We start from the raw sequence: 24,719 nt of genomic DNA on the forward strand, positions 1-24,719 counted from the left end.
CTATATGCTGGAATCGCAGAAGGGCTCGCGCCACCTGAACCGACCGCCACGGCGGCGCGGCGGTGTGGCCAAGCGCCGCGGCATCACCCGCGAACACGAGTGCCTGCTCGTCGCGCGCGACCGGAGCAGGCGGACGCTGGATTTTCACACTGGTCGTGGGCAGGTCAGCGCCGCCCGGCTTACCGCTTGTTTGCAGCCCGTGCTGGCGCCCGACGTGCTGCTGATCAGCGATTCGGCAGCAGCTTACCGGGTCTTCGCCTCCAACGCCGGTATCACACATGAAGCCGTCAATCTGCGTGCCGGCATCAGGGCCCGCGGCACGATCCACCTCAATAACGTCAATGGCTGGCATGGCCGATTCAAGACCTGGATCAAGCGTTTCAATGGCATCGCCAGTCGCTACCTGGTGAACTACTCCGGCTGGCAACGCTTCCTGGATGACGGTGAGTTGCTTACGCCAGCGCAATTGCTGACCGCCATTATCCAGTGCGCGATTTGTCGTCGGAAAATAACGAATTAACGCGCACAGCGCCCAACGGTTGGGCTCGGCGCATGCTCAGGCGCCGCCATGCCGGGCGCCACCCGGGATCGCCGCCAGCAGCGAGCGCGTGTACGGATGCTGCGGATTGCGGTACAACTCATCCGAATCGGCCATCTCGACCACGCTGCCCTGGTGCATCACCATCACCTGGTCCGAGATGTACTTCACCACCGACAAATCGTGCGAGATGAAAATATAGCTCATCCCGTATTCGTCCTGCAGGTCTTGCAGCAGGTTCAGCACCTGGGCCTGGACCGAGACGTCGAGCGCCGACACCGATTCGTCGCACACCAATATCTCTGGCTTCATGGTCAGGCAGCGCGCGATCGCGATGCGCTGGCGCTGGCCGCCCGAGAACTCGTGCGGATAGCGGCCATAGGCGGCGTCCGGCAAGCCCACCCTCCCCAGCAGCTGGCGCGCCAGCGCGCCGCGCTCCATGTCGTTGGCGCCGATGCCATGGATGCGCATCGGCTCGAGCAGGATCTGGCCGACCGTGAAGCGCGGATTGAGCGAGGCATACGGGTTCTGGAAAATGATCTGGATCCGGCGCTTATAGGCGTGGTACTCGCGGTCCGACATGGCCACCAGGTCGCGCCCCTCGAACAGCGCCGAGCCGCCCGTCGCCCGGTGCAGGCGCAGCAGGGTCAGGCCGACCGTGGTCTTGCCGGAGCCCGACTCGCCCACCACGCCCAGGGTCTTGCCGCGCCCCAGGGTGAACGAGACATCCCTGACCGCCTTGAATTCACGCTTGCCGAACAGGCCTTCGCGCAGCCAGAAACTCTTGGCCAGGTTACTGACCACCAGCACCGGCTCGTCCCCGGGCGTCGTACCGCGCGCGCGCTGCTCGTGCACATGACTCGGCGCAAATCGCCCACTCAGGTAATCATCGATCACCGGCAGGCGCAGCGGGCGCGCATCGAGCGAGGGCCGGCAATGCAGCAAGGCCCTGGTATAAGCGTCGGCCGGCGCGCCGAACACCTGGGCGGCCGCTCCCTCCTCGCGCACCTGGCCATGGCGCATCACGATCACGCGGTCGGCGATCTCGCCCACCAGGCCCAGGTCGTGGGTAATGAACAGCACCGCCATGCGGCGGGCGCGCTGCAGGCGCGCGATCAGGTCCATGATCTGCTTCTGGATCGTCACGTCCAGCGCCGTGGTCGGCTCATCGGCGATCAGCAGCCGCGGTTCGCAGGCGATCGCCATCGCGATCATGACGCGCTGCTGCTGGCCGCCCGACATCTGCCCCGGATAGGCGTCGATCTTGTGCTCCGGCTCGGGAATGCCGACTTCGTGCAGCAGTTCCAGGGTGCGCGCCCGCGCCGCGCGCTTGTCCATGCCCATGTGCAGGCGCAGGACTTCGCCGATCTGGTAGCCGACCGTGAACACGGGGTTCAGCGACGACATCGGCTCCTGGAAGATCATCGCGATGTCCTTGCCGCACAGCGCGCGCCGCTCGCGTAGCGGCAGCCCGAGCAGCTCGCGGCCGGCGAAGCGGATGCTGGCGCCGGGATCGACGATCGTGGTGTCCGGCGGCAGCAGGCCCATCACGGCCAGCGAGCTGACCGACTTGCCGCTGCCGGATTCGCCCACCAGCGCCACCGTGCTGTTGTCGGGCACGTCGAACGAGATGCCCTTGAGCGCCTCGAAGGTGAGGTGCTTGTCGGTGCGGAAGGCGATGCGCAGATCGCGCACCCGCAGCAGTGGTTCGGTGTCCTGGGTCATCGTGTGCTTCATTTGATCTTGGGATCCAGTGCATCGCGCAAGGCGTCGGCAAACAGCGAAAAACTCGTCACCAGCAGCGCCATCGCGCTGGCCGCGGCGGCCAGTTGCCACCATTTGCCCAGGATCAGCTCGTTTTGCGCCTCGTTGAGCATGCTGCCCCACGAGACCGTACCGACCGGCACGCCGAAGCCCAGGAAGGAAAGAATGACTTCGGCCTTGATGAAACCCACCACCAGGATCGACATCTGCACCAGCGCCACGTGCGAGACATTGGGCAGGATGTGGCCGAACATGCGCTGCCACCCCGATGCGCCGATCGCATTGGCCGCCATCACGTATTCACGCGCGCCGTGCTTGATGTATTCGGCGCGCATCAGGCGATAGGGGCCGGTCCAGCCGGTCAGCCCGAGGATCAGCACGATGGTGGCCACACCCTTCTGTTGCAGCACGGCGGCCACGGTCAGGATCATCAGGATCGAGGGAATCGCCGTGAAGATGCTGTAGAACCAGTTGAACAAGTCGTCGACCCAGCCGCCATAAAAGCCGGAGACAGCACCGAACAAGGTGCCAAGGGCAACCGCCAGCAGGGCAGCCACCAGGCCGACCACGATCGAGGTCTCGCCGCCCTTGATCGTCTTCTTGACGATGTCGTGGCCCCATTTGTCGGCACCGAAGGGCAAGGTGGTGCGCTTCTCGACCGGCGGGTGGGTGGCCGCCACCTGCGCCCTGAGTTCGGCCAGTTCGGCCGCCAGCGGATCGAAGGCATTCGGCGGCGTCGCGCGCGGTGCGTGCGCCTGGGCCAGTGCGCGCGCCGTGGCGTCGGCGCCGACGAAGGTCGGCGGCGCATAATTGACCGCGACCTCGTCTTCCCAGTCGCCCGCCACCAGCCCCGTGCCCGACAGCAGCACCAGCAACAGGAAGGCGCCGACCACGGCCAGCGCCGCCATCGCGACGCGGTCGGCGCAGAGGCGCCGCCAGGCGAGCGTCCACAGCCCGGGGGAGTGCATATGCAAGGTGGTCGTCATGGCTTACCTGAGCTGCACGCGTGGATCGACCGCCTGGTACAGCAGGTCGGCCAGCAGGTTGAACACCATGGTCGCGGCGGCCACGTAGACCGTGATCGCCTTGATCACCGGAAAATCGCTGCGTTCGACGGCCAGGATCACTTCGCGCCCGATGCCGGGGATACCGAAGAAGCGCTCGAGCAGGAAGGCGCCGATCAGCAGCGCCGGCAGGTTGGCCATGACGTGGGTGATGATCGGGATCGCGGCATTGCGCAGCACGTGGACCCAGACGATGCGGCGTTCCGGCAAGCCCTTGGCGCGCGCGGTGCGCACGTAGTCCTGCCCCACTTCGTCGAGCACGAAGCTGCGGTACAGGCGCAGCGTCGGCGCGATCGAGACCGCCAGGCCGATGATGATCGGCAGCAGCGCATAGCGCAGCAGGTTCTCGCCCAAGCCATTGCCCCAGCCCTGGACCGGGAACAGCCCCCACTGGTAGGCCAGCACATACTGGAACACGATGATATAGACCAGGATCGAGATCGACATCCCGACCGTGCAGGCGACCATCACGACGCGGTCGGTCAGTGAACCGCGCACGAAGGCGATCCCCAGCGCCAGCGCGATGCCGAACACGGTTTCCAGCACGGTCAGCGGAATCAGGACCGTGAGCGACGGGCCCAGCCGGCTGGCGATGATGTGCGACACCGGCTCGCCGGTGCTCCAGGCATTGCCGAAATCAAAGGTCAGGATCTGCTTGACGAAGATCCAGAGCTGCACCGTATACGGCTGGTCGGTGCCGAGCTGGCGCCGGATGTTCTCGATCGCGTTTGCATCGGCCATCTTGCCGGCGAGCAGATAGGCCGGATCGCCGCCAACCCAGTTGAAGAGGAAAAAAACCAACAGGACGACACCGGCCATTGTGGGCAGCATCTGCCACAGCCGGCGCAGCACATAAGCAAACATCGCACTCCCAGATTTGCGGATTAGGCGAATGAACCGCCCCGACAGAATGGCCACCAAGGTAAAACTTGACTGGCAAGAATGCCACGATAGCGCATATCCGCTCCTGCTAACAGCCGCGCAATCTTATGCCCCGATAGGCCAGGGTTATTACCATGTCATGACGCCAGTATCACAGATTCATATGAGAAGCTTGCTCGACAGAGAAAATATACATACGCCATATTTGGCAATTTTATGTCATAAAAATATAGTTCAATCAAATCAAATGCTGATTCACACTATATTTTCCGCATAGTCTATCCCGTTTCGAGTTTTGTGACTTTTGTGTGACTATCATCAAAATTACAAGTTGTAAACACAAGTTATCAGGTAGTTGTATTTTAGTCCCGTACATACTTTACTGATTGACACTGTCTAGCGGTCAATGTTTTTATTGCCAAGTAGTAAAAAACATGCCGCGCACATATGCCGCGGCGACTCAACGACTTTACTGGCCGCGCCACCCGCGGCCAGGTCTTACGGGGAAGACTGACTATGATGGTTGAAACTGTGTTATCTCGATCGGTGCGCCTGATCTGCGCCGGCGGCCTTGCCGTCGCCTGCACCGCAGCCCACGCCCAGGAAACGGCGCCCGCCGCCGAATCGCTCCAGCGGGTGGAAGTGACCGGCTCGCGCATCGCGACCGCCAACCTGGAAAGCGTCAGCCCGGTGACCGTGGTCAATGCCAAGGACATCAAGATGGAGGGTGTGCGTTCGGTCGAGAACCTGCTGAACAACCTGCCCCAGGTCTTCGCCGACCAGGGCGGCTCGGTCTCGAACGGCTCGTCCGGCACCGCCACCGTCAACCTGCGCAACTTCGGCGCCGACCGCACCCTGGTGCTGGTCAACGGCCGCCGCCTGCCGGCCGGCAGCCCGCGCAATACCGCGGCCGACCTGAACCAGATCCCGGTGGGCCTGATCAAGCGTGTCGAAGTGCTGACCGGCGGCGCCGGCGCCATCTACGGCTCGGACGCCGTGGCCGGCGTGGTCAACTTCATCATGGACGACCGCTTCCAGGGCGTGCAGATCGACGCCAACTACCAGTTCTACAACCACGACCAGAACGGCGGCCCGGTAGCCCAGGCTGCCGAGCGCCGCAACTTCCCGGTGCCGGGCGACAAGGGCGCCGACGGCAAGGTCAAGGACATCACCCTGACCATGGGCGGCAACTTCGCCGACGGCAAGGGCAACGCCGTGGTGTTCTTCGGCTACAAGAAAGAAGACGCCCTGCTGCAATCCGAACGTGACTTCACCGCCTGCGCGCTGAACGGTTCCACCGTCGGCAACACCTACAACTGCGGCGGCTCGGGCACCAGCTTCCCCGGCCAGTTCATCACCGCCACCGGCCTGAAGACCGTGGCCGACGCCAACGGCGGCGTGCGTCCCTACGTGAGCGCCACCGATGCCTACAACTTCGGTCCGCTGAACTACTTCCGTCGTCCATCGGAACGCTACACCTTCAGCTCGTTCACCCACTACGACATCAACGAGAAGGCCCGCCTGTACGCCGAGGCCAGCTTCCACGACGACAGCACCGTGGCCCAGATCGCGCCATCCGGCCTGTTCGGCCTGGACGCTTCCGGCGCCAACGCGATCCGCTGGGAAAACCCGCTGTTGTCCGACGCCTGGCGCAGCGCACTGGGCATGACCGGCCCCGGCGACACCGCCGACGTCGTCATCCTGCGCCGTAACGTCGAAGGCGGCGGCCGCCGCGACGACCTGCGCCATACCTCGTACCGCGGCGTGATAGGCGTCAAGGGCGACATCGGCAACTGGCAGTACGACGCCTTCGCCCAGGTCGGCAAGGTGCTGTACTCGGAAACCTACTTCAACGACTTCTCGGTCTCGCGCAGCGCGCGCTCACTGAACGTGGTGCCAGGCGCCAACGGCCAGCCGGTTTGCGCCAGCACCCTGAACGGCGTCGATCCAAGCTGCGTTCCCTACAATATCTGGAGCCTGGGCGGCGTGACTCCGGAAGCGCTGAGCTACCTGCAGACCCCTGGCTTCCAGAAAGGCCACACCTCGCAGACGGTGCAGGGCGTCAACCTCTCGTCCGACCTGGGCGAATACGGCATCAAGCTGCCGACCAGCGGCCAGGGCGTGGGCGTGGCCTTCGGCTGGGAACACCGCACCGAGAAACTCGAGCTGAACTCGGACGTGGCGTTCGAGTCCGGCGACCTGGCCGGCCAGGGCGGTCCGACCAAGAACGTGAGCGGCCAATTCAGCGTGCGCGACTACTTCGCCGAGACCCGCATCCCGATCCTGCAGAACGCACCGTTCGCCAAGGACCTGACCCTGACCGGCAGCTACCGCAAATCGGATTACTCGACCGGCCAGGACACCAATTCCTACGGTGTCGGCCTCGAGTGGAAACCGATCGAGGAAGCCAAGTTCCGCTTCAGCTACCAGCGCGCCGCGCGCGCTGCCAACGTGGTCGAGCTGTACACCCCGGCAGGCCTGGCCCTGTTCGGCATGTCGGCTGACCCATGCTCGGGCGCCAACCCGTCGGCCACCCTGGCGGAGTGCCAGCGGACCGGTGTCACCGCGGCCCAGTACGGCAACATCCTGAACTCGCCGGCCCAGCAGTTCAACCAGATCATCGGCGGCAACACGGCGCTGGAACCGGAAGAGTCGGATTCGTACACCGTTGGCCTGGTGCTGACCCCGACCCGCAATACCTCGGTGACCATCGATGCCTTCGACATGAAGGTCAAGGGCGTCATCGGCGGCCTGCCGGCGTCGACCACGCTGACCCAGTGCCTGAACACGGGCGATGCACAATTCTGCGACCTGATCACGCGTGACCGCCTGGGCTCCCTGTGGGCCCTGGAAAGCGCCAACATCGTGGCCACCAACCAGAACCTGGGCAGCCGCTCGACCAAGGGTATCGACCTGGGCGCCAACTGGAACACCAAGCTGGGCGCATGGGGCGGCCTGAACGTGTCGCTGATGGGAACCTACCTGAAAGAATTCAAGCAGGAAGACTTCCCAGGCTCGGGCGAGTATGACTGCGCCGGCTACAACGGCGCCACCTGCGGCATTCCGCTGCCGAAATGGCGTCACAAGCTGCGCGCATCGTGGGCGACCCCATGGCGCGGCGTGGAGCTGGGCGCGACCTGGCGCTATGTGCGCGGTACCGACCTCGACCTGACCAGCGACAATCCGCTGCTGGCCGGCGACTTCGAGCCGGGCGACGCGCGCATGAGCGCACGCAGCTACCTGGACCTGACCGGCGCCTGGCAGATCACCCCGGTCTTCGCCCTGCGCGCCGGCATGAACAACGCCCTGGACAAGGATCCTCCGGTGTCGGGCGTGCTGGCTGAAGTCTATGGCAACGGCAATACCTACCCACAGGTGTACGACTCGATGGGCCGTCACATCTTCCTGAACCTGACCGCCAAGTTCTGATCGGCTGAACGGTAAAAAGGGCGCACCGCGGTGCGCCCTTTTCGTTTCTGTTTCGCCGAAATTTATTCTTGCCGCACGCGGCGCTGGCGCACCGCGCCCGCCAGTCCTTCGAGCACGCCCACGCTGGTCTCCCAGTCGATGCAGCCATCGGTCACCGACTGGCCGTAGGTCAGTTCCTTGCCAGGCACCAGGTCCTGGCGCCCCGCCACCAGGTGCGATTCGATCATGACGCCGACGATGCGGTCGTCGCCGCCCGCGATCTGGGCCGCGATGTCGGCGCACACCGGCACCTGGTTCTCGGGCTTCTTCGAGCTGTTCGCATGCGAGGCGTCGATCATCAGGCGGCTGGCCAGGCCCAGCGCGGCGATCTGCCTGCACGCCTCGTCGACGCTGGCGGCATCGTAGTTCGGCGCCTTGCCGCCGCGCAGGATGATGTGGCAATCCTCGTTGCCCGCGGTCGACACGATGGCCGAGTGGCCGCCCTTGGTCACCGACAGGAAGTGGTGCGGCTGCGAGGCGGCCTTGATCGCCTCGGTCGCGATCTTGATATTGCCGTCGGTGCCGTTCTTGAAGCCGACCGGGCAGGACAGGCCCGAGGCCAGCTCGCGGTGCACCTGCGACTCGGTGGTGCGGGCGCCGATTGCGCCCCAGCTGACCAGGTCCGCGATGTACTGCGGGCTGATCACATCGAGGAACTCGGTGCCGGCCGGCAGGCCCATCTCATTGATGTCGCGCAGCAGCTCGCGCGCCATGCGCAGGCCATCGTTGATGCGGAAGCTGTTGTCCATATACGGGTCGTTGATCAGGCCCTTCCAGCCGACCGTGGTGCGCGGCTTTTCAAAATAGACCCGCATCACGATCTCGAGTTCGCCCTTGAAGCGCTCGCGCTCTTTCACCAACTTGCGCGCGTACTCGAGCGCGGCCTTCGGATCGTGGATCGAGCACGGCCCGATGACCACCATCAGGCGATCGTCCTGGCCGTGCAGGATGCGATGCAGGTCGATGCGCGCGCTGCTTGCTGTCTGCTCGGCCTGCGGCGTCACCGGGAACTCGCGGATCAGGTGCGAGGGTGGCGTCAATTCCTTCATTTCGCGGATGCGTAAATCGTCGGTGCGGGGCATGCTGGAACTCCCTTTCTTGCGTTTCTGTGCCGTGTCTGTTCAGGACCTGGAAATAAAAAAACCGCCATCGCTGGCGGTTTGTCTGGTTGCTGCCGGGACTGTTACTGCGCGTACCCGCCGCTACTCCACCGCCTTTGGCTGGAATGGCTAAAGTAAACAAAGCGGGTAAAGAAGAAGTGGCGCATGGCATCGTCCGTGTTTGGTCGAATTGACTATAACAACAAGACATGAAGATTGGCAAGCTCTTTATCGGAGACTGCGCAGTCGACTACCGCTTGTACAGACAACAATCAGTGGCGTCGAACGGACGCATACACCTCTCGTTTTCAAGCACTTTGCGCTGAATCAGCCTCTGAGCGCAGGTCAATGCAACAGTCGATTCAGATCCCGAGTGCGGTACCCATCCCATCAAAGGAGTCCGGACCATGACTGAAACCCTGCTTTCCCGTTCCGTGCGCCGCCTGTTCGCGGGTGGCGGCGCCGCCGGCCTGGCGCTCGCCGGCCCCGTGCTGCTGGCCGTCCCCTACCCTGCCGCCGCGCAAGAAGCCGCGCCGGTGGCGCGGGTCGAGATCACCGGCTCGAACATCCGCCGCGCCCAGGCCGAGACCGCCTCCAGCGTGCTCACCGTCAACCGCAACGACATCGAGCGTTCGGGCAAGACCACGGTCGCCGAGCTGCTGCAGACGCTGGCGGTCGACAACCAGGGCTCGGTGCCGATGAGCTTCGGCAGCGGCTTCGCGTCCGGCGCGTCCGGCATCTCGCTGCGCGGCCTGGGCACGGCCTCGACCCTGGTGCTGCTCAACGGCCGCCGCATGGCGCCCTACGGCCTGGCCGACGACGGCCAGAAGGTGTTCGCCGACCTCAACGTGATCCCGACCGACGCCGTCGAGCGCATCGAGATCCTCAAGGACGGCGCCTCGGCCATCTACGGTTCCGACGCGATCGCCGGCGTGGTCAACATCATCTTGCGCCGCAATTTCCAGGGCACCAGCACGCGCGCCCTCATCGGCACCGGCGAGGCCGGCGACGGCCAGCAGCACAACCTGGCCCTCGCCTGGGGCTTCGGCGACCTCGAGACCGACCGCTACAACGTGCTGTTCAACGTCGAGTACAAGCACACGCAAGAGATCTGGTACCGCGACCGCGGCAACCGCGACTACATCGGCAAGGTCGACCTGCGGCCTTACGGATACTCTGCCCAGCAGGGCTTCGGCGGCACCGGAGCCATCACCGGCAACAACCAGTCGGGCAATGCCATCAACGGCAATGTGCGCAATCCGACGACGCTCGATTACTACAACCGCGGCAACCTGGCCGGGGCCGGCTTCACCCGCACCTTCCCGGGCGCGGCCTGCGCCAACTTCACCAACCACCCGCAGGGCGATCCGGGCGGCGGCTGCGTGGTCGACTCGAGCTTCCTGTACAACCAGATCCAGCCCGACAGCGAATACCTGTCGCTGTACAGCCGCGGCACGCTCAAGCTGCAGGGCGAGACCGAGGCCTACGCCGAGCTCAATCTGTACAACAGCCTGGCCCAATCCAGCACCACCCCGAACCCGCTGGCCGGCAATGTCGGCTACCCGGGCGGCCCGGTCAGCAATGCCGGCGTCCAGTTCGGCGCCGACCACCCCGACAACCCGTATTTCGGCAGCGCGGCGCGGCTGCGCTACCTGCCCTTCGACGTCGGCCCGCGCCAATCCGACATCTCGTCGAACTTCATCCGCGCGCTGTTCGGCGCGCGCGGCACCCAGGGCGCCTGGGACTGGGATACCTCGCTGCTCTATTCGCGCAGCAAAGTCGACAGCGAGCGCCGCGGCTACCTGCAGCGCGACGCCACCTTCGCCCTGCTCGACCCGTCGCCGGCCAACGTGGCGGCGGCCCAGGCCAATCCCGGCTATCGGGCGCTGCCGCCCGGCACCTTCTGGCGCATCGGCGAGAACGCCGGCCTGAATTCACCGGCCCTGTACGCCGCGCTGTCGCCGATGATCGCGAACGATGCCGAGACCGAGATCGCGCAACTCGACTTCAAGGCCTCGCGCGAGATCGGCAAGCTGGCCGGCGGCGCAGTGGGCGTGGCGCTGGGCTTCGAGCACCGCCACGAATCGGCGCGCCTCGACCCGACCGCCGGCACCGAGCGCGGCAACATCATCGGCCTGGGGTACTCGGCCTACGACGGCCAGCGCAACGTGACGGCGCTGTATGGCGAGGTGCTGGCCCCGGTCTGGCCCGGCGTCGAACTGACCGGCGCCATGCGCTACGACCACTTCACCGACGTGGGCGATGCCTGGACGCCGAAGGTCGGCGTCAAATGGAACCCGCGGCGCGACCTGGCGCTACGCGCCACCTGGGCCAAGGGCTTCCGCGCGCCGAGCCCGGCCGAGAACGGCGTCGGCGGCCTGGCGGCCTTCGCGAACACCGACGATCCGGTGCGCTGCGCGCTGGGCGTCGAAGTCGCCTGCAACCCGGCCTCGGTGGCGGTCATCACCTCGCCCAACCAGGACCTGAGCCCGGAGCGCTCGAAGAGCTGGAACGTGGGCGTGATCTGGGACCCGCTTGCGCGCACCAGCTTCTCGCTCGACTTCTGGAACATCAAGCGCAAGAACGAGATCAACCAGCAACAGATCGACGCCGCGATCGACGCCGGCAATGTGGCGCGCGATCCGAGCACCGCGATCCCGACGATCCCGGGCGACCCGGGCGCGATCACGGCGGTGCTGGCGCGCTACGTGAACTCGGCCGAGACCGAGGTGCGCGGCATCGACCTCGATGCGCGCCAGGGCTTCGGCCTGCCGCAAGGCTGGGGCAACCTGACCTTCGATGTCAAGTACACCTATCTGGACAAGTGGAAACGGACCGAGCGCGACGGCACCACGCGCGACTATGCCGGCACCCATGGCAACTGCGACGTCAGCAATTGCATGGGTACGCCAGACCACAAGGTCAACCTGCGCGCGACCTGGGACCGCGAGAACTGGCGCCTGTCGGCCAACGTCAACTACCGCGGCCCGATCGACAACACCTTCTTCAAGGACGATCCGGACGGCTGCGCCAGCCACTTCGCCAACGGTGACGATGCGCCCAGCGATTGTGAACTGGCCTCGTTCACCACGGTCGACCTGGTGCTGCGCTGGAAACCGCAGCCGCGCTGGGAAATCTATGGCTCGATCCAGAACGTGTTCGACAAGCAGGCGCCGCTCGATCCGCTGACGTATGGCGCGGTGTCGTACAACCCGCTCGACTACTATGGGGCGATCGGGCGCTACTTCACTTTGGGAGCGAAATACTCGTTCTGACCCGTCAACCGCCGAAGTGGTAGTTGAGCTCCACGTACCCGGTGCGCCCGGCCGGGCTATAGCTGCCCACCGCGTAGTTCGGCCAGCCGCCGGTCGTATCGTGCTTGATCCGATCGAAGGCATTGTTCACGATGGCCGACAAGGTCAGGCGATCGTTGAAGCGGTACACGACGCTCGCATTGACCAGCGTGGTCGGCGTCAGGTAGTCGGTCTGGGCCGAGTTCGGGATCTTGCCGTAGCGGGTCGCGAACAGGGTCGACGACCACGCGCCCTGGTTCCAGTTCAGGCTGGCCGCCAGCTTGTCCGGCCAGTCCGAGCTGGTGAGCGAATTGAGTTCGTCGCGCACCGTGTCGCCGGCAAACTGCCTGGAGCGGCGGGTCAGGGTTTTCGAGTAGTTTCCACGCAGGGTGAAGGTGCCGTAGCTTGCCGTACGCAGTGCATAGCGCGCGCTGACATCGATGCCGCTGCTCGACTCCTGGGCCGCATTGATCGGGTTGACGCGGATCTCGCGGATTTCGCCCGGACGCACCGGAGAGTTCGCCGCATAGCGCGTGATGCGCGAGAGCGTGTCGGCGCACAGCGACGAACCGATGTCCAGCGAGCCCAGGCGGCAAGCCGCTTCGTCGCGCAGCAGCTGGTCGGCCGACAGATTGGTCACCAGGTCGTCGATCTTGATGTCCCAGTAATCGACCGAGGCATCGAAGTTGGTGCTCGGCGACCAGACGATGCCGGCGCCATACGACTTGCCCTGCTCCGGCTTCAGGTCGGTGCTTCCGTACTGCACGTAGTCGGCGCCCGGCGAGTAGTTGGCGAATTCGCAGCTGGCCAGCGGCTGGCCGGTGGCGCCGCAGCGATAATGGTCGGTGGTCGACGAGTAATAGCCGGTGCCGCGCGCCTTGTAGATGTAGTTCATGTCCGGCGCGCGGAAACTGGTCGCATAGTTGGCGCGCACCAGCACCTCGCGCGTCGGCCGCAATTCCAGGCCGCCGGCATAGGTGAACTTGCCGCTGTCGCGCTCGGCGAATTCGTAGCGGTCGTAGCGGCCGGCCAAAGTCGCCGTCAAGATCTTGTGCAGCGGGATGTTCGCTTCAGCCCCGAACGCGTAGCGGTTGCGGGTGCCGGCCGTGACGGCGGTGTTCGGCGCCAGGTTGAAATACCCCTGGTTGATGCGCGCGTCCGGCGCGTTGGTAAAGCCCTGGCGGCCGGCCTCGGCCACCGCCGCCAGTTGCAGCGGGCCGGCAGGCAGTTGCAGCACTTCGCCATTGGCGCTGGCCGACACCGTATGGGTCCAGGATTCGTCGTCGCTTTCGGCATAGCCGGTAATGCCGCCGAACTCGTCCGGATTCACGCGGGTCGCCAGGCGCGCCGCATCGGGTGCGTAGATGGCGACGCCGCTCGCATCCGACCCCAGGCGTGGGCCGAGGAAGAAGCTGTCGATAGTCGACAGTGCGCGCGGGGTCTTGCCCTTGCTCTCATACCACGAGGCGCTGTAGCCGGCTTCCCATTTCCAGCTGGTGCCCGGCACGATGCCGCGTGCGCCGAGCGAGGCGGCGACCGCGCCATCTTCCCAAAAGCGGTTGTAGCGCGACAGGCCGCCCATCTCTTCCGGCGATATATAACGGGTCCAGGTTTCGTAGTGGCCGGTGTTCTGGTTCAGGAAGTAGCCGTTGTTCAGCGAGCTGGACGTCCACGATGGGCCGCGCGTGTTGTTGACGGTGTTGTTGCGGCCCAGCAGGACGTCCGCGAACAGTGTCGTGTTTTCGTCGAGCTCATAGGTGGCGCTGCCGAAGGCGTTCTTGCTCTGGTTCTGCGTCTGCACCGACCAGTAGGTCGGGCTGACCTTGTTGCTGGCGCAGTAGTTGCCGGTGCGCGAGGCATAGTTGACGACGCTGCCGCCGAACAGGTCGCCCAGTTGCGAGCAGGTCGCGCCCGGATCGATGTAGCGGCCCACGGTCGCATCGCGCCGCGACAGCATATTGGTCGGCGCGCCCGAACGTTCGGCCATGAAGTCGCGCTGGTAGGCGCCGATCGGATTGCGCTCGGAGTACTCGAGCGCGAACACCGTGCTCAGGCGGTCGAACTGCTTGCCGCCGGTGACCTGCACACGCCGTTCCGATCCGCCGCCGCGGCTGGTGCCGCCCAGTTTCACATTGACGTCGATGCCCTCGGCCTTCTTCTTGAGGATGATGTTGACCACGCCGGCGATCGCGTCCGAGCCATAAATCGCCGAGGCGCCGCCGGACAGGATCTCGATGCGTTCCACGATCGATGATGGAATATTCGCCAGGTTGGTGAAGTTGACCGTGCCTTCATAGGCGATCGGGAAGTCGGCCAGGCGCCGGCCGTTGAGCAGGATCAGCGTGTGGTTCGGACCCAGGCCGCGCAGGCTGATCGTGTTGGCCGACGGCGTGAAGGTATTGCCGAAGTCGGCGCCCTGCACGAAACCGCTGTTCTGCACCTGGTTGTTGAGCGCGTCGAACACATTCTTGTAGCCCTGTTTCGTGATCTCGTCGCCGGTGATCACGGTGACGGCCGATGGGCCTTCGAGCGAGGTACGCGCGATGCGCGAGCCGGTGACGACGACGGATGCGGGGGCGGCGGCGGCGGGGGCCTGCGTGTCGGCGGGGATCGACGTGGTCTGGGCCTGGGCCAGCAGCGGCGCGCCGAAGGCGGCGGCCAAAAGGTAGGTATGTTTCATGATTGGCTTGTTTTTCTTGGGAAGCGAACTCTAACAAGCCCCTGTCGCAGTACAAACGAATTATTCTGAGCAACTTTATAATAATAATGTTTGACGCAAGCCCCGTTAACGCAGCCGAAAACGACAACGCCCGGCGCAGTGGCCGGGCGTCGGGATCAGGAACAAGTAGAACTGGTCAGGCCGTCCCGCCCACCGTCACCCCATCGATGCGCAGCGTCGGCTGGCCCACGCCCACCGGCACGCTCTGGCCTTCCTTGCCGCACACGCCCACGCCCGAATCCAGGCGCATATCGTTGCCGATCATGGAGATGCGGTTCATCACGTCCGGGCCGTTGCCGATCAGGGTCGCGCCCTTCACCGGATAGGTGATCTTGCCGTCCTCGATCATATACGCCTCGCTGGCCGAGAACACGAACTTGCCGTTGGTGATGTCGACCTGGCCGCCGCCGAAATTGGCCGCATAGATGCCGTTCTTGACCGAGGCCAGGATCTCTTGCGGGTCCTTGTCGCCACCCAGCATATAGGTGTTGGTCATGCGCGGCATCGGCAGGTGGGCGAACGATTCACGGCGTGCATTGCCGGTGATCGGCATCTTCATCAGGCGCGCATTCATCGTGTCCTGGATATAGCCTTTCAGGATGCCGTCCTCGATCAGGGTCGTGCACTGGGTCGGGTTGCCCTCGTCGTCCATGTTCAGCGAGCCGCGGCGGTCTTGCAGGGTGCCGTCATCGACCACGGTCACGCCCTTGGCCGCCACGCGCTGGCCGATCATGCCGGCATACGAGGACGAGCCCTTGCGGTTGAAGTCGCCTTCTAGCCCGTGGCCGACCGCCTCATGCAGGAGCACGCCAGGCCAGCCCGGTCCCAGCACGATGGTCATCGGACCGGCCGGGGCCGGACGCGCTTCCAGGTTGACGCAGGCCGATTTCACGGCCTCGGTGGCGTAGCGGTCGAGCACCTCGTCGCTGAAGTAGCCATAATCGTAGCGCCCGCCGCCGCCGGACGAGCCGACTTCGCGCCGGCCGTTCTGCTCGGCGATCACGGTCACCGACACGCGCACCAGCGGGCGGATGTCGGCCGCCAGCACGCCGTCGCTGCGCACCACCAGCACCACATCGTATTCGCCGGCCAGGCCAGCCATCACCTGCACCACGCGCGGATCCTTTGCGCGCGCCATCTTTTCCACACGCTCGAGCAGTTTCACTTTCGCGGTCGCATCGAGCGAGGCCAGCGGGTCGTTGGGCAAGTAGAGCGAGCGGCCGCCGGTCGGCAACGTGCTGCCAGCCACCTTGATGCGGCCGGCGCCGGCGCGCGCGATGGTGCGCGTGGCCGAGGCGGCATCCAGCAGGGCCTGTTCGGAAATCTCGTCGGAATACGCAAATGCCGTCTTGTCGCCCGAGATGGCGCGCACGCCGACGCCCTGGTCGATCGAGAAGCTGCCGGTCTTGACGATGCCTTCTTCCAGGCTCCAGCCCTCGCTCTTGGTGAACTGGAAGTACAGGTCGGCATAGTCGACCTTGTGCGTAAACATCGTCCCCAGCGCGCGCAGCAGCTTGCCCTCGTCGAGGCCGAATGGCGTCAACAGCACGTCGCGGGCGACGGCGATGGAGGAAAGGTTCGGTTCGAATGGAGTCATGGTTGCGTTCGGTATTTTCTGGGATAGCTCATTGTGCCATATCCAGTTCTTTCATACCGGGCGCGTAGTGGACGCGCCCGGGCAACGCAGCAATTACATCTTGCGGTGGCGCAAGGCCGGCAGGCTTTCGCGCACCCCGGCCAGGTAAGCCGGGTCGAGCTCGCCACTGATCACGCCCTCGCCTTCGGGCAATACCGCCTTGACCTCGCCCCAGGGGTCGACCAGCATGCTGTGGCCATAGGTGCGGCGGCCGTTGGCGTGGGTGCCGCCCTGGGCCGCGGCCAGCACATAGCACTGGTTCTCGATCGCGCGGGCGCGCAGCAGCACTTCCCAGTGCGCGCGGCCGGTGGTGTGGGTGAAGGCGGCCGGCACGACGATCAGGGCGCACTCGCCCATCGCGCGGTACAGCTCGGGGAAACGCAGGTCGTAGCACACCGACAGGCCGACCCGGCCGAACGGCGCATCGAACACGCCGACGGTCTCGCCCGGCACGATGGTACGCGCCTCGTCGTACGACTCGGTGCCCTTGTTGAAGCCGAACAGGTGGATCTTGTCGTAACGGCTCATGGACTCGCCCTGCGGGTCGTAGACCAGGGTGGTGTTGAGCACCTTGCCGGCCTCTGGCGAGACCATCGGCAGGGTGCCGCCGACCAGCCAGATGCCGTGCTCGCGCGCCAGCTGCGCCATGCAATCCTGGATCGGGCCGCTGCCCGGCGCCTCGGCATGCGCGACCTTGTCGGCGTCGCTCATGCCCATGATCGGCCAATACTCGGGCAAGGCCACCAGCGTGGCGCCGCGGCCGGCGGCCTCGGCCACCAGGCGGCGCACGGTGGCCAGGTTCGCGCTGACGTCTGGAGAAGAAACCATCTGGATCGCGGCTACGGTCGTCATATCACTCCTTCTTTGCTGGCTGGCTGGCGGCGGCTGCCGCCGGGTTATCGATCTTGGTAATCACCGGCGCTTTCCAAGGCCCCGTCACCTGCATCTCATAGGTCAGCGCCTTCATCACCGGCGCGCGCAAGAACAGCTGGGCCAGGTAGCCCCCGAGGCCGATCACCGGATTGACCGCCAGGCCATACACCAGCGGCCCGGTGCCGAGGTTGAATTCGGGGATCACCACCACCCGCAGATTGGTCGATTCATTGGCGATGTCGGCGCTGCCGTCCATCAGGACGGTGGCCGCCACCCCATGCATTTTAAGATTATCGGTGCGCACCACCCCGCGCTGGATCATGGCGTTGGCGCTGATGCCGTCGAAGGCCAGTCCTTCCGAGAACACATCGTGGAAATCCAGCTTGAGCAGGCGCGGCAGCGCTTGCAGGCTGAGCACGCCCAGCAGCTTGGCCGCACCCGGATCCTGCTTGAGGAACTGGCCCGACTCCACGTTCATCTCGATCTGGCCCGACAGGCTCGGGATGTCCATCGCATACGGCAGGCCGGCCCAGGACAGGTCCCCCGCCAGGGTGCCCTTGCCGCGGCCGATCGTGCCGGGGAAGCCCACCCGGTCCAGCAACTTGCCGGCGTCATCGATGTCGAGCGCGAAGTTCAGGCTGGTATTGCTCTTGCCGTCCTTGGTCAGCCAGCGGCCATTGGCTTTCAACTGGCCGTCCGGATTGCTCAGGGCGATGCGGTCGATGCGCCATTCGCGGCCGGCCAGCGCGCGCACATTGCTGGCGCGCAGCTCCAGCCGGCCGAGGCGCTTGTCGAACAGCTCGAACTGCTCGGCCACGATATCGAGCGAGGGGATGGTGGCGGTGGCGCCCTTGTTCGACTCCAGCAAGTCCTTGACCTCGGCCTCGGCCGACTCGGGAATCGTGAGCGAGGCCAGGCGCGCCGTGACCTTGCCCAGCCCACTGCGGGTCTCGGCCCAGGTGAGGTAGCCGCTGGCCTGGCGTGAATGCAGGTTGGCCTGCCAGGTGTCGCGCAAGTGGGTGGCCCCGACCACCACATCGGCCACGCGCCGCTCGCCGATCGTGAGCTCGCTGATGCGTCCGGCCAGCACGGTCGGCAGGATGTACTGGGTGAAGTCGGCCCCGGCACTGGCCGCCGGCGCCGGGCCGGTCATGCCACCCGAGGTCGGCATGGCGGCGGGCGCTGCGCCGTCCTCGCCGCTGCCGGCAATCGCGCGGCCGGCCGCCAGCCACTGGTCGATATTGAGCACCTTCGAGTCGACGTGGACCATCATGCCTTCGTCGGGCAGCGGCGCCGGCACATTGACGCCGATCCCGCCCTGGGTCACCCGCCACGGGCCCCTGCCCTGCTTCTCGCGCAGGTAGCGCGCCGCCAGGTTCGGGCCGACGCCGACGCGGATCTCGTCGCGCCCCAGGCCGGCCATGGTCGGCGCGCCTTCCAGCACGAAGTCGAGCGGCAGGCTGGCCTCGGCCACCTTGTTGAGCGGATGCGGTAACTCGACGCCGAGGCCCGCCAAAGTAGAGCTGACAGCAATGGTACGCCGGCCTTCGCGCACCGTGATCGTGCCGGTGTAGTGGGCGCTGCCCGACAGGCGCTCGGCCAGGCGCCCCAGCGCCGGCGCCGGCGCGGTGCGGCGCATGCCCTCGGCCGACAGCACGCCGTCCAGCAGCACCCGGGTGCTGCCGTCGCGCTGGGTGCCGCCGGCCACCGTGACCGGCTCGCCCAGGAAATTGGCCTTGATCCCTTCCAGGCCGAAGCCATGGTCGTGGAAGTCGATCCGGCCCTGGGCCGCCTGCAAGGTCGGCAGCTCGGGGAACAGGCTGACATCGTTGTTCTGCAGTTGCAGGCTGCCCTGTACCTTGGTGTCGTGCAGGTGCGACAGCGGCATGCGCAGCTTGAGGCCCAGCCTGGCGTTGCCGCTGCCGCGCGTGTCCTCGGTGAAGTGGCCGATCCACTCCAGCACCGGGGTGGCCGACACATAGCGCAGGAATTCCTGCAATGGTCCGGCGCCGTTGCCGTCGATCTCCAGCATCATGCGCTCGTGGGCCGCCAGGTCGGGGATCACCGCCTTCACGTTCGACAGCGCCACGCCCAGGGTGCGCAGGGTCTTGCCGTTGATTTCCATGCGCGCGCGATCGAACTCGATGCGGCCCTCGATCGCCTCGGCCAGCGGCCACAGCGGCGTGCCGTCCGGATGGCGGTGGCCGGGAGCGTACTCGAGGCGCGCGTTTTCCAGCCGCCCGGCCACCTTGAATTCGCCGCGTGCGCGCTCGGCCGCGTTGTTCGCATGGAAGGGGAACTGGGCCAGGTCGCCCCGCAGGCGCAGGCTGGCATCGCGCAGGCGGCCGCCCTGCAGCGCGCCGACCAGCCAGTCGTGCAGGCTGAGCGGGGTGGCCAGCGGCAGGTAGCGGCCGATCTGGTCGATCGCGAAGCCGTCCAGGCTGCCGGTGAAATCGGCCGTGCCCGGTCCGTGGCCGGGGGTGAGCGGCAGCACGTGGCGGCCCGCTATCTCGCCCGTGAAATCGCCCTGGCGAAAGGTCAACTCGTCGACCTCGACCTGCAATTGCTTGCCCGGCTCGAATGTCCAGTTCGCCTTGAGCGCCAGCTGGTCGAAAGGCATGCGCGGCTCGGCAAACCAGGCCGGCATGAACAGCGCCAGCCCCTTCGAATCGAGCGCCACCTTGCCGCCGCGTTCGTTCCCGTCGATGTGGCCGCTCAGGCGCTCGAAGCCGGGCGTGCCGGGCCGCGCCGGCAATGCCGGGATGCCGCCCTGCGCGGCCCGCGCCGGGCGCGCGGCGACCGGGTTCAGCGCCAGGTCGGCGACGTCGCCGCGCACGCGCCAGCCGCTCACGTTCGGATAGCGCCCATCCCACTCGGCGCTGACATCCTGCAGCAAGCCGCGCGGCGCATAGTCGGCCAGCAGCTGGCGCTGCACCGGCGTGATCGGCAGGTATTGGGCCAGCGCCGCCAGCGCGCCGATGTCGAGCTGGCGCGCGCGCAAGGCGCCGCGCTCGGGCTGGCCACCTTTCGCGGGGCGCCAGGTTTCTTCGAGCGTGGCCGGCGGCAGCGCGCGGCCGTCGCGCGCCACGACCGCAAAATTGTCGAGCCGGATCGTATGGCCGTGGGCGCCGAAAGTCGGCTTGCCGTTGGCTCCGTCCGGCAGCAATTCCTCGCGTGCCGACAGGCGGCCGGTGACGCGCGCCAGTTGCAGTGGCGCAATGCCCTTGCCCAGGCGCGCGTTCACATTCGCCAGCGCCAGGTCGGCCGTGAAGCCGGCCAGGCGCGCCTGGTCGAAGCTGACCCAGGCACGCAGCGAGCCGCGGCCGCGCTCGAGCTGGATCGGATAATCGACGAACCGCTTCCAGGCGCCGAGGTCGACGTCGCGCAGGTCGGCATACAGCTCGCCCTTCCAGCGCAGCACGTCGGACGGCCGCTCGCCGAAGCGGTGGCGGAACTGGGCGCGCACGTCGATCGGGCTGCCCAGGGCGCGCGGCGGCGTGGCCTGCAGGGCGAAGTGGTGGGCGCCCCAGCGGTTGAGCAGCGCCAGGGTCACGCCCTCGAGCGCCAGCGGCGGCGTGCCGCGTAGTTCGTCGCGCCAGTCGACCCGGCCGTCGCGGATCACGATCTCGCGCTGGCGCAGCAGCCAGTCGGCGCCGCCGCCCCCGGCCTTGTTGGGGTCGAGGCGGATGCCGGCGACCTCGATCACGCCGTCGAGCCCGCGGCGCACGGCTAGCCGCGGCCCCTTGATCTCGAGCGAGGCGAAGCGCGGCTCGAAGGCGGCCACGCTCCACCAGCCCAGGGTCGCCTCGACCTGCGGCAGCGCCAGCACTTCGCGCCCGTCGCGGTCGTGCAGGCGCACCTCGGCCAGCGACAGCGCCGGCCGCATGCCGTGCCAGGACGCGGCCAGGCGCGCGATCGTGACCCGGCTGCCCAGGGCATTGCCGGCCACGCGCTCGATGTCGCTTTTATACAGGTCGATATTCGGGAGGATGGCGTAGCGCAGCACCAGGGCCAGCACGGCGAGCGAAAAATACACCAGCAGCACCAGCTTGATGGTGAAGCCCAGCACGTGGTGCGAGGCCAGGTTGGCGACCCGATAGGCCGAACGCAGCCGCCGCCAGCGCGCGGCGAGCGGCGAGGCCGCAGCGGCCTCCTGCGGATCCGGGTTGTGCATCAAGGTGCTAATAACAAAGGCTCGCCGTAAATTTAACTCTTGAATAAAACAGGTCGCTTGCAACAGTTGCGGCGTCTACCTTACCATCGGTGCACACCCAGCAAGCATCGATGGCCGGAGCATGGTCCGCATCGTGGCCATGTCCATGAAGCGGGCCATTCTACCGCATCGCAAATGAACTGGACCTTAAAACGCCCCCTTCTACCAGGATCGACGATGACCTCCACCTCCCCTGCCTGCGCTTCGCGCTTCGTCCAGCGCTGGCTCGATGCCGCGCCGGAGCGGGCCTTCCAGTTGGCCGAATTGTCATCATTATCGCTGGGCGGCGCCGATTTCCGCGCGCTATTGGAACGCGAACTGGACAAGGGCTTGCCGCTCGAACGCGCGATGCGCCGCGTGCGCAATCTGCTGGTCTCGGCCATCGTGGCGCGCGACCTGGGCGGCCAGGCCGACCTCGACGAAGTGGTGACGGCCATGACGGCCTTCGCCGACTTCGCGATCCAGGCCCATGCCACCCGCCTGACCGACGAGCTGGTGGCCAGCCACGGCATGCCGACCGGCGAGGAATCCGGCCGGCCCCAGCAGCTGATAGTGCTGGCCATGGGCAAGCAGGGTGGCGGCGAACTGAATGTGTCGTCGGATATCGACCTGATCTTCGTGTACCCTGAAGACGGCGAGACCGCCGCCGGCCCCGGCCAGCGGCAGTTGTCGAACCATGAGTTCTTCGTGCGCCTGGGGCGGCGCCTGAACGCCGCCCTGTCCGAGGTGATCGAAGATGGCTTCACGTTCCGGGTCGACATGGCGCTGCGGCCCAACGGCAAGTCGGGCCCGCTGGCGGCCAGCCTGGGCATGGTCGAGGAATACCTGATCGTCCAGGGCCGCGAATGGGAACGCTATGCCTGGGTCAAGGCGCGCGCCGTCACCGGCGACCCGGAAGACATCGCCGCGCTGGACGCCATCGTGCGGCCCTTCGTGTTTCGGCGCTACCTCGACTTCGGCGTGATCGACGCGATCCGCAATATGCACGCCCAGATCCGCGCCGAAGTCAAACGCCAGGAGCGCCTGCATCCCGAGCGCAGCCACAACGTCAAGCTGGGGCGCGGCGGCATCCGCGAGATCGAGTTCCTGGCCCAGGTGTTCCAGCTGATCCGGGGCGGGCGCGATCCGGCGCTGCGCGAGCGCTCGACCCGCAAGACCCTGGGGCTGCTGGCCGAGCGCGAATTGCTGCCGGCCGAGACGGTCGAGCGCCTGCTGCAGGCATATACCTTCCTGCGCAATCTCGAGCACCGGGTGCAATACCTGGAAGACGCCCAGACCCATACCCTGCCCGTGGGCGAGGATGACCGGCAGGTGGTGGCGCGCATGATGGGGTATGCCGACGAAGCCACGCTGCTCGATGCGCTGGATGCACACCGCAGCTACGTGGCCCAGCAGTTCGACGCCATCTTCGCCGACAAGGAAAAGCCCGACGACGATCCGGACGCCCCCACGCTGGCCGACGAGCTGGACAATGTGGACGCGCTCGCCGGCCGCCTGGCCGCGCTCGGCTTCGACGACGCCCGCACCGCGGGCAGCCGCCTGGCCGCCACCTTGCAGGGGCCGCGCCTGGCCAGCCTGCCCGACGCCAGCCGAGCGCGGCTGCTGGCGCTGGTGGACGCCGCCCTGCCCCAGGTCGCCACCGTGGTGGGCGAAGCGGGGATCGGCAGCCACGCCGCCACCCTGGGCCGCCTGCTCGACCTGTTTGAGGCGATCGCGCGCCGCTCGGCCTACCTGTCGTTGTTGACCGAATACCCGCACACGCTCGAGCGCGTGATCCGGATGATCAATGCCAGCGGCTGGGCCGCCACCTTCCTCACCCAGCACCCGATCCTGCTCGACGAGCTGCTGGACGACCGCAACGCCGGCGCCGGCGACCTGGTGCAGCTGGCCGCGCTGCTCGACGAGCACTTGAGCGAAGCGGCCGGCGACACCGAGCGCCAGCTCGATATCCTGCGCGAAGCCCATCATGCGCAACTGTTCCGCCTGCTGGCGCTGGACCTGGCCGGCGAACTGTCGGTGGAGCACCTGGCCGACCACCTGTCGGCCCTGGCCGACATGATCGTGGGCGCCGTGGTCAGGCATGCCTGGCGCGCGGTCAACGGCCGCCACCGCGAGGAGCCGCGCTTCGCCGTCATCGCCTACGGCAAGCTGGGCGGCAAGGAGCTGGGCTATGTGTCGGACCTCGACGTCATCTTTTTATACGAGGACGAAGACCAGGACGCCCCGCCCCTGTATGCGCGCCTGGCCCAGCGCTTCATCACCTGGATGACGGCCCATACCGCGGCCGGCATCCTGTTCGACGTCGACATCGCCCTGCGCCCGGACGGCGCCAGCGGCATGCTGGTGTCGTCGGTCGCCGCCTTCGAGCGCTACCAGAACGACGCGGCCTGGCTGTGGGAACACCAGGCCTTGACGCGCGCCCGCTTCTGCGCCGGGGACGCGGTCATCGGCGCGCGCTTCGAGGCGATCCGCGAACAGGTGCTGCGCAAGGACCGCAGCGCGCAACAGGACCGGCTGCGGGAAGAGGTAGTGAACATGCGCCAGCGCATGCGCGACGCCAACGTCAACCGCGGCGAGCAGTTCGACCTCAAGCACGACCTGGGCGGCATGATCGACATCGAGTTCATCGTGCAATACCTGGTGCTGCGCCACGCCGCCGCGTATCCGCAACTGACCGCGAACGCCGGCAATATCGCCTTGCTGCGCCGCTGTGGCGAGCTGGGCCTGATCGACGCCGGCCTTGCGGCGCTGGTCGCCGACGCCTATCGCGCCATGCGCAAGCTGCAGCACAGCGTGCGGCTGCAGGGCCATGACAAGACCCGGGTCGAACCGGGCCTGGTCGGCGCCCATCCCGGCAGCGTGCAAGCGCTGTGGCAGGCCTGCTTCGGCGGCTGAATCGCACCGCGAATTCCTCCAATTCCCCTGCCCTCATGCCATGCGCACCACCCTGGTGCGCATGCACATCCCACGTGCATATGCCATGCGCTAGCACCCGTTTCTGCACCCGAAAAGCACGTACTTACTGCTGACTTTTTGGTCATTTAATTTCTTTTTGATAACTGTTGTTTTTGGCGCAAAAACCGCCCTCCAGCGCGTTGACACTCATCAACATGGAATGGTTTTATATAAATGTGTATGCACGACGGAACACCCGTTATCCACGGGCGTC

General features: G+C 66.3%; 12 protein-coding genes. 4 read left to right on the top strand and 8 right to left on the bottom strand.

Annotation, left to right across the window (positions count from 1 at the left end):
* The coding region (locus E8M83_RS20630; protein ID WP_137175234.1) for an IS1595 family transposase at positions 1-520 on the top strand (520 nt) is incomplete at its 5' end.
* 36 nt (positions 521-556) lie between these two features.
* Here the strand turns inward: E8M83_RS20630 and E8M83_RS20635 are convergent.
* From E8M83_RS20635 to E8M83_RS20645, 3 genes are read right to left on the bottom strand one after another with little or no spacing between them, the layout of a single operon-like run.
* Complete coding sequence (locus tag E8M83_RS20635) at positions 557-2,275, bottom strand: ABC transporter ATP-binding protein (RefSeq protein ID WP_229491718.1); 1,719 nt, start codon at positions 2,273-2,275, stop codon at positions 557-559.
* Positions 2,272-3,288, bottom strand: a complete 1,017-nt coding sequence (locus E8M83_RS20640; protein ID WP_137175235.1) for an ABC transporter permease — start codon at positions 3,286-3,288, stop codon at positions 2,272-2,274. The genes E8M83_RS20635 and E8M83_RS20640 overlap by 4 nt, the downstream gene beginning before the upstream one ends.
* A 3-nt stretch (positions 3,289-3,291) precedes the next feature.
* On the bottom strand, positions 3,292-4,230 hold the full coding sequence (locus E8M83_RS20645; RefSeq protein WP_137175236.1) for an ABC transporter permease: 939 nt from the start codon (positions 4,228-4,230) through the stop codon (positions 3,292-3,294).
* Between the two features lie 534 nt (positions 4,231-4,764).
* Here E8M83_RS20645 and E8M83_RS20650 point away from each other — a divergent pair.
* On the top strand, positions 4,765-7,677 hold the full coding sequence (locus E8M83_RS20650; protein WP_229491724.1) for a TonB-dependent siderophore receptor: 2,913 nt from the start codon (positions 4,765-4,767) through the stop codon (positions 7,675-7,677).
* Positions 7,678-7,739: 62 nt separating this feature from the next.
* On the opposite strand, the gene aroG is transcribed toward E8M83_RS20650, so the two are convergent.
* Entirely contained in the window at positions 7,740-8,798 is a 1,059-nt protein-coding gene (gene aroG, locus E8M83_RS20655; protein WP_137175237.1) for a 3-deoxy-7-phosphoheptulonate synthase AroG, read from the bottom strand.
* Between the two features lie 425 nt (positions 8,799-9,223).
* On the opposite strand from aroG, the gene E8M83_RS20660 reads away from it, so the two are divergent.
* The gene (locus E8M83_RS20660; RefSeq protein ID WP_137175238.1) at positions 9,224-12,091 is read left to right on the top strand and encodes a TonB-dependent receptor; all 2,868 of its coding nucleotides are present in this window, start codon (positions 9,224-9,226) and stop codon (positions 12,089-12,091) included.
* Positions 12,092-12,095: 4 nt separating this feature from the next.
* On the opposite strand, the gene E8M83_RS20665 is transcribed toward E8M83_RS20660, so the two are convergent.
* The 4 genes from E8M83_RS20665 to E8M83_RS20680 all read right to left on the bottom strand — a co-directional run bounded on the left by E8M83_RS20665 (position 12,096) and on the right by E8M83_RS20680 (position 21,511).
* Entirely contained in the window at positions 12,096-14,789 is a 2,694-nt protein-coding gene (locus E8M83_RS20665; RefSeq protein ID WP_137175239.1) for a TonB-dependent siderophore receptor, read from the bottom strand.
* A 175-nt stretch (positions 14,790-14,964) separates the two neighbouring features.
* Complete coding sequence (tldD, locus tag E8M83_RS20670) at positions 14,965-16,425, bottom strand: metalloprotease TldD (protein WP_137175240.1); 1,461 nt, start codon at positions 16,423-16,425, stop codon at positions 14,965-14,967.
* Between the two features lie 93 nt (positions 16,426-16,518).
* Positions 16,519-17,316 (bottom strand): carbon-nitrogen hydrolase family protein, encoded by a 798-nt coding sequence (locus E8M83_RS20675; protein ID WP_137175241.1) that lies wholly within the window; start codon positions 17,314-17,316, stop codon positions 16,519-16,521.
* Position 17,317: 1 nt separating this feature from the next.
* Entirely contained in the window at positions 17,318-21,511 is a 4,194-nt protein-coding gene (locus E8M83_RS20680) for a YhdP family protein (protein WP_137175242.1), read from the bottom strand.
* Positions 21,512-21,727: 216 nt separating this feature from the next.
* Here E8M83_RS20680 and glnE point away from each other — a divergent pair, with 216 nt between their 5' ends.
* A complete protein-coding gene (gene glnE, locus E8M83_RS20685; RefSeq protein ID WP_137175243.1) occupies positions 21,728-24,445 on the top strand; it encodes a bifunctional [glutamate--ammonia ligase]-adenylyl-L-tyrosine phosphorylase/[glutamate--ammonia-ligase] adenylyltransferase in 2,718 nt (905 codons plus the stop codon).
* The last annotated feature ends 274 nt before the right edge of the window (positions 24,446-24,719 follow it).

Source organism: Massilia sp. HP4 (assembly GCF_005222695.1).
Taxonomy (GTDB): Bacteria; Pseudomonadota; Gammaproteobacteria; order Burkholderiales; family Burkholderiaceae_D; genus Telluria.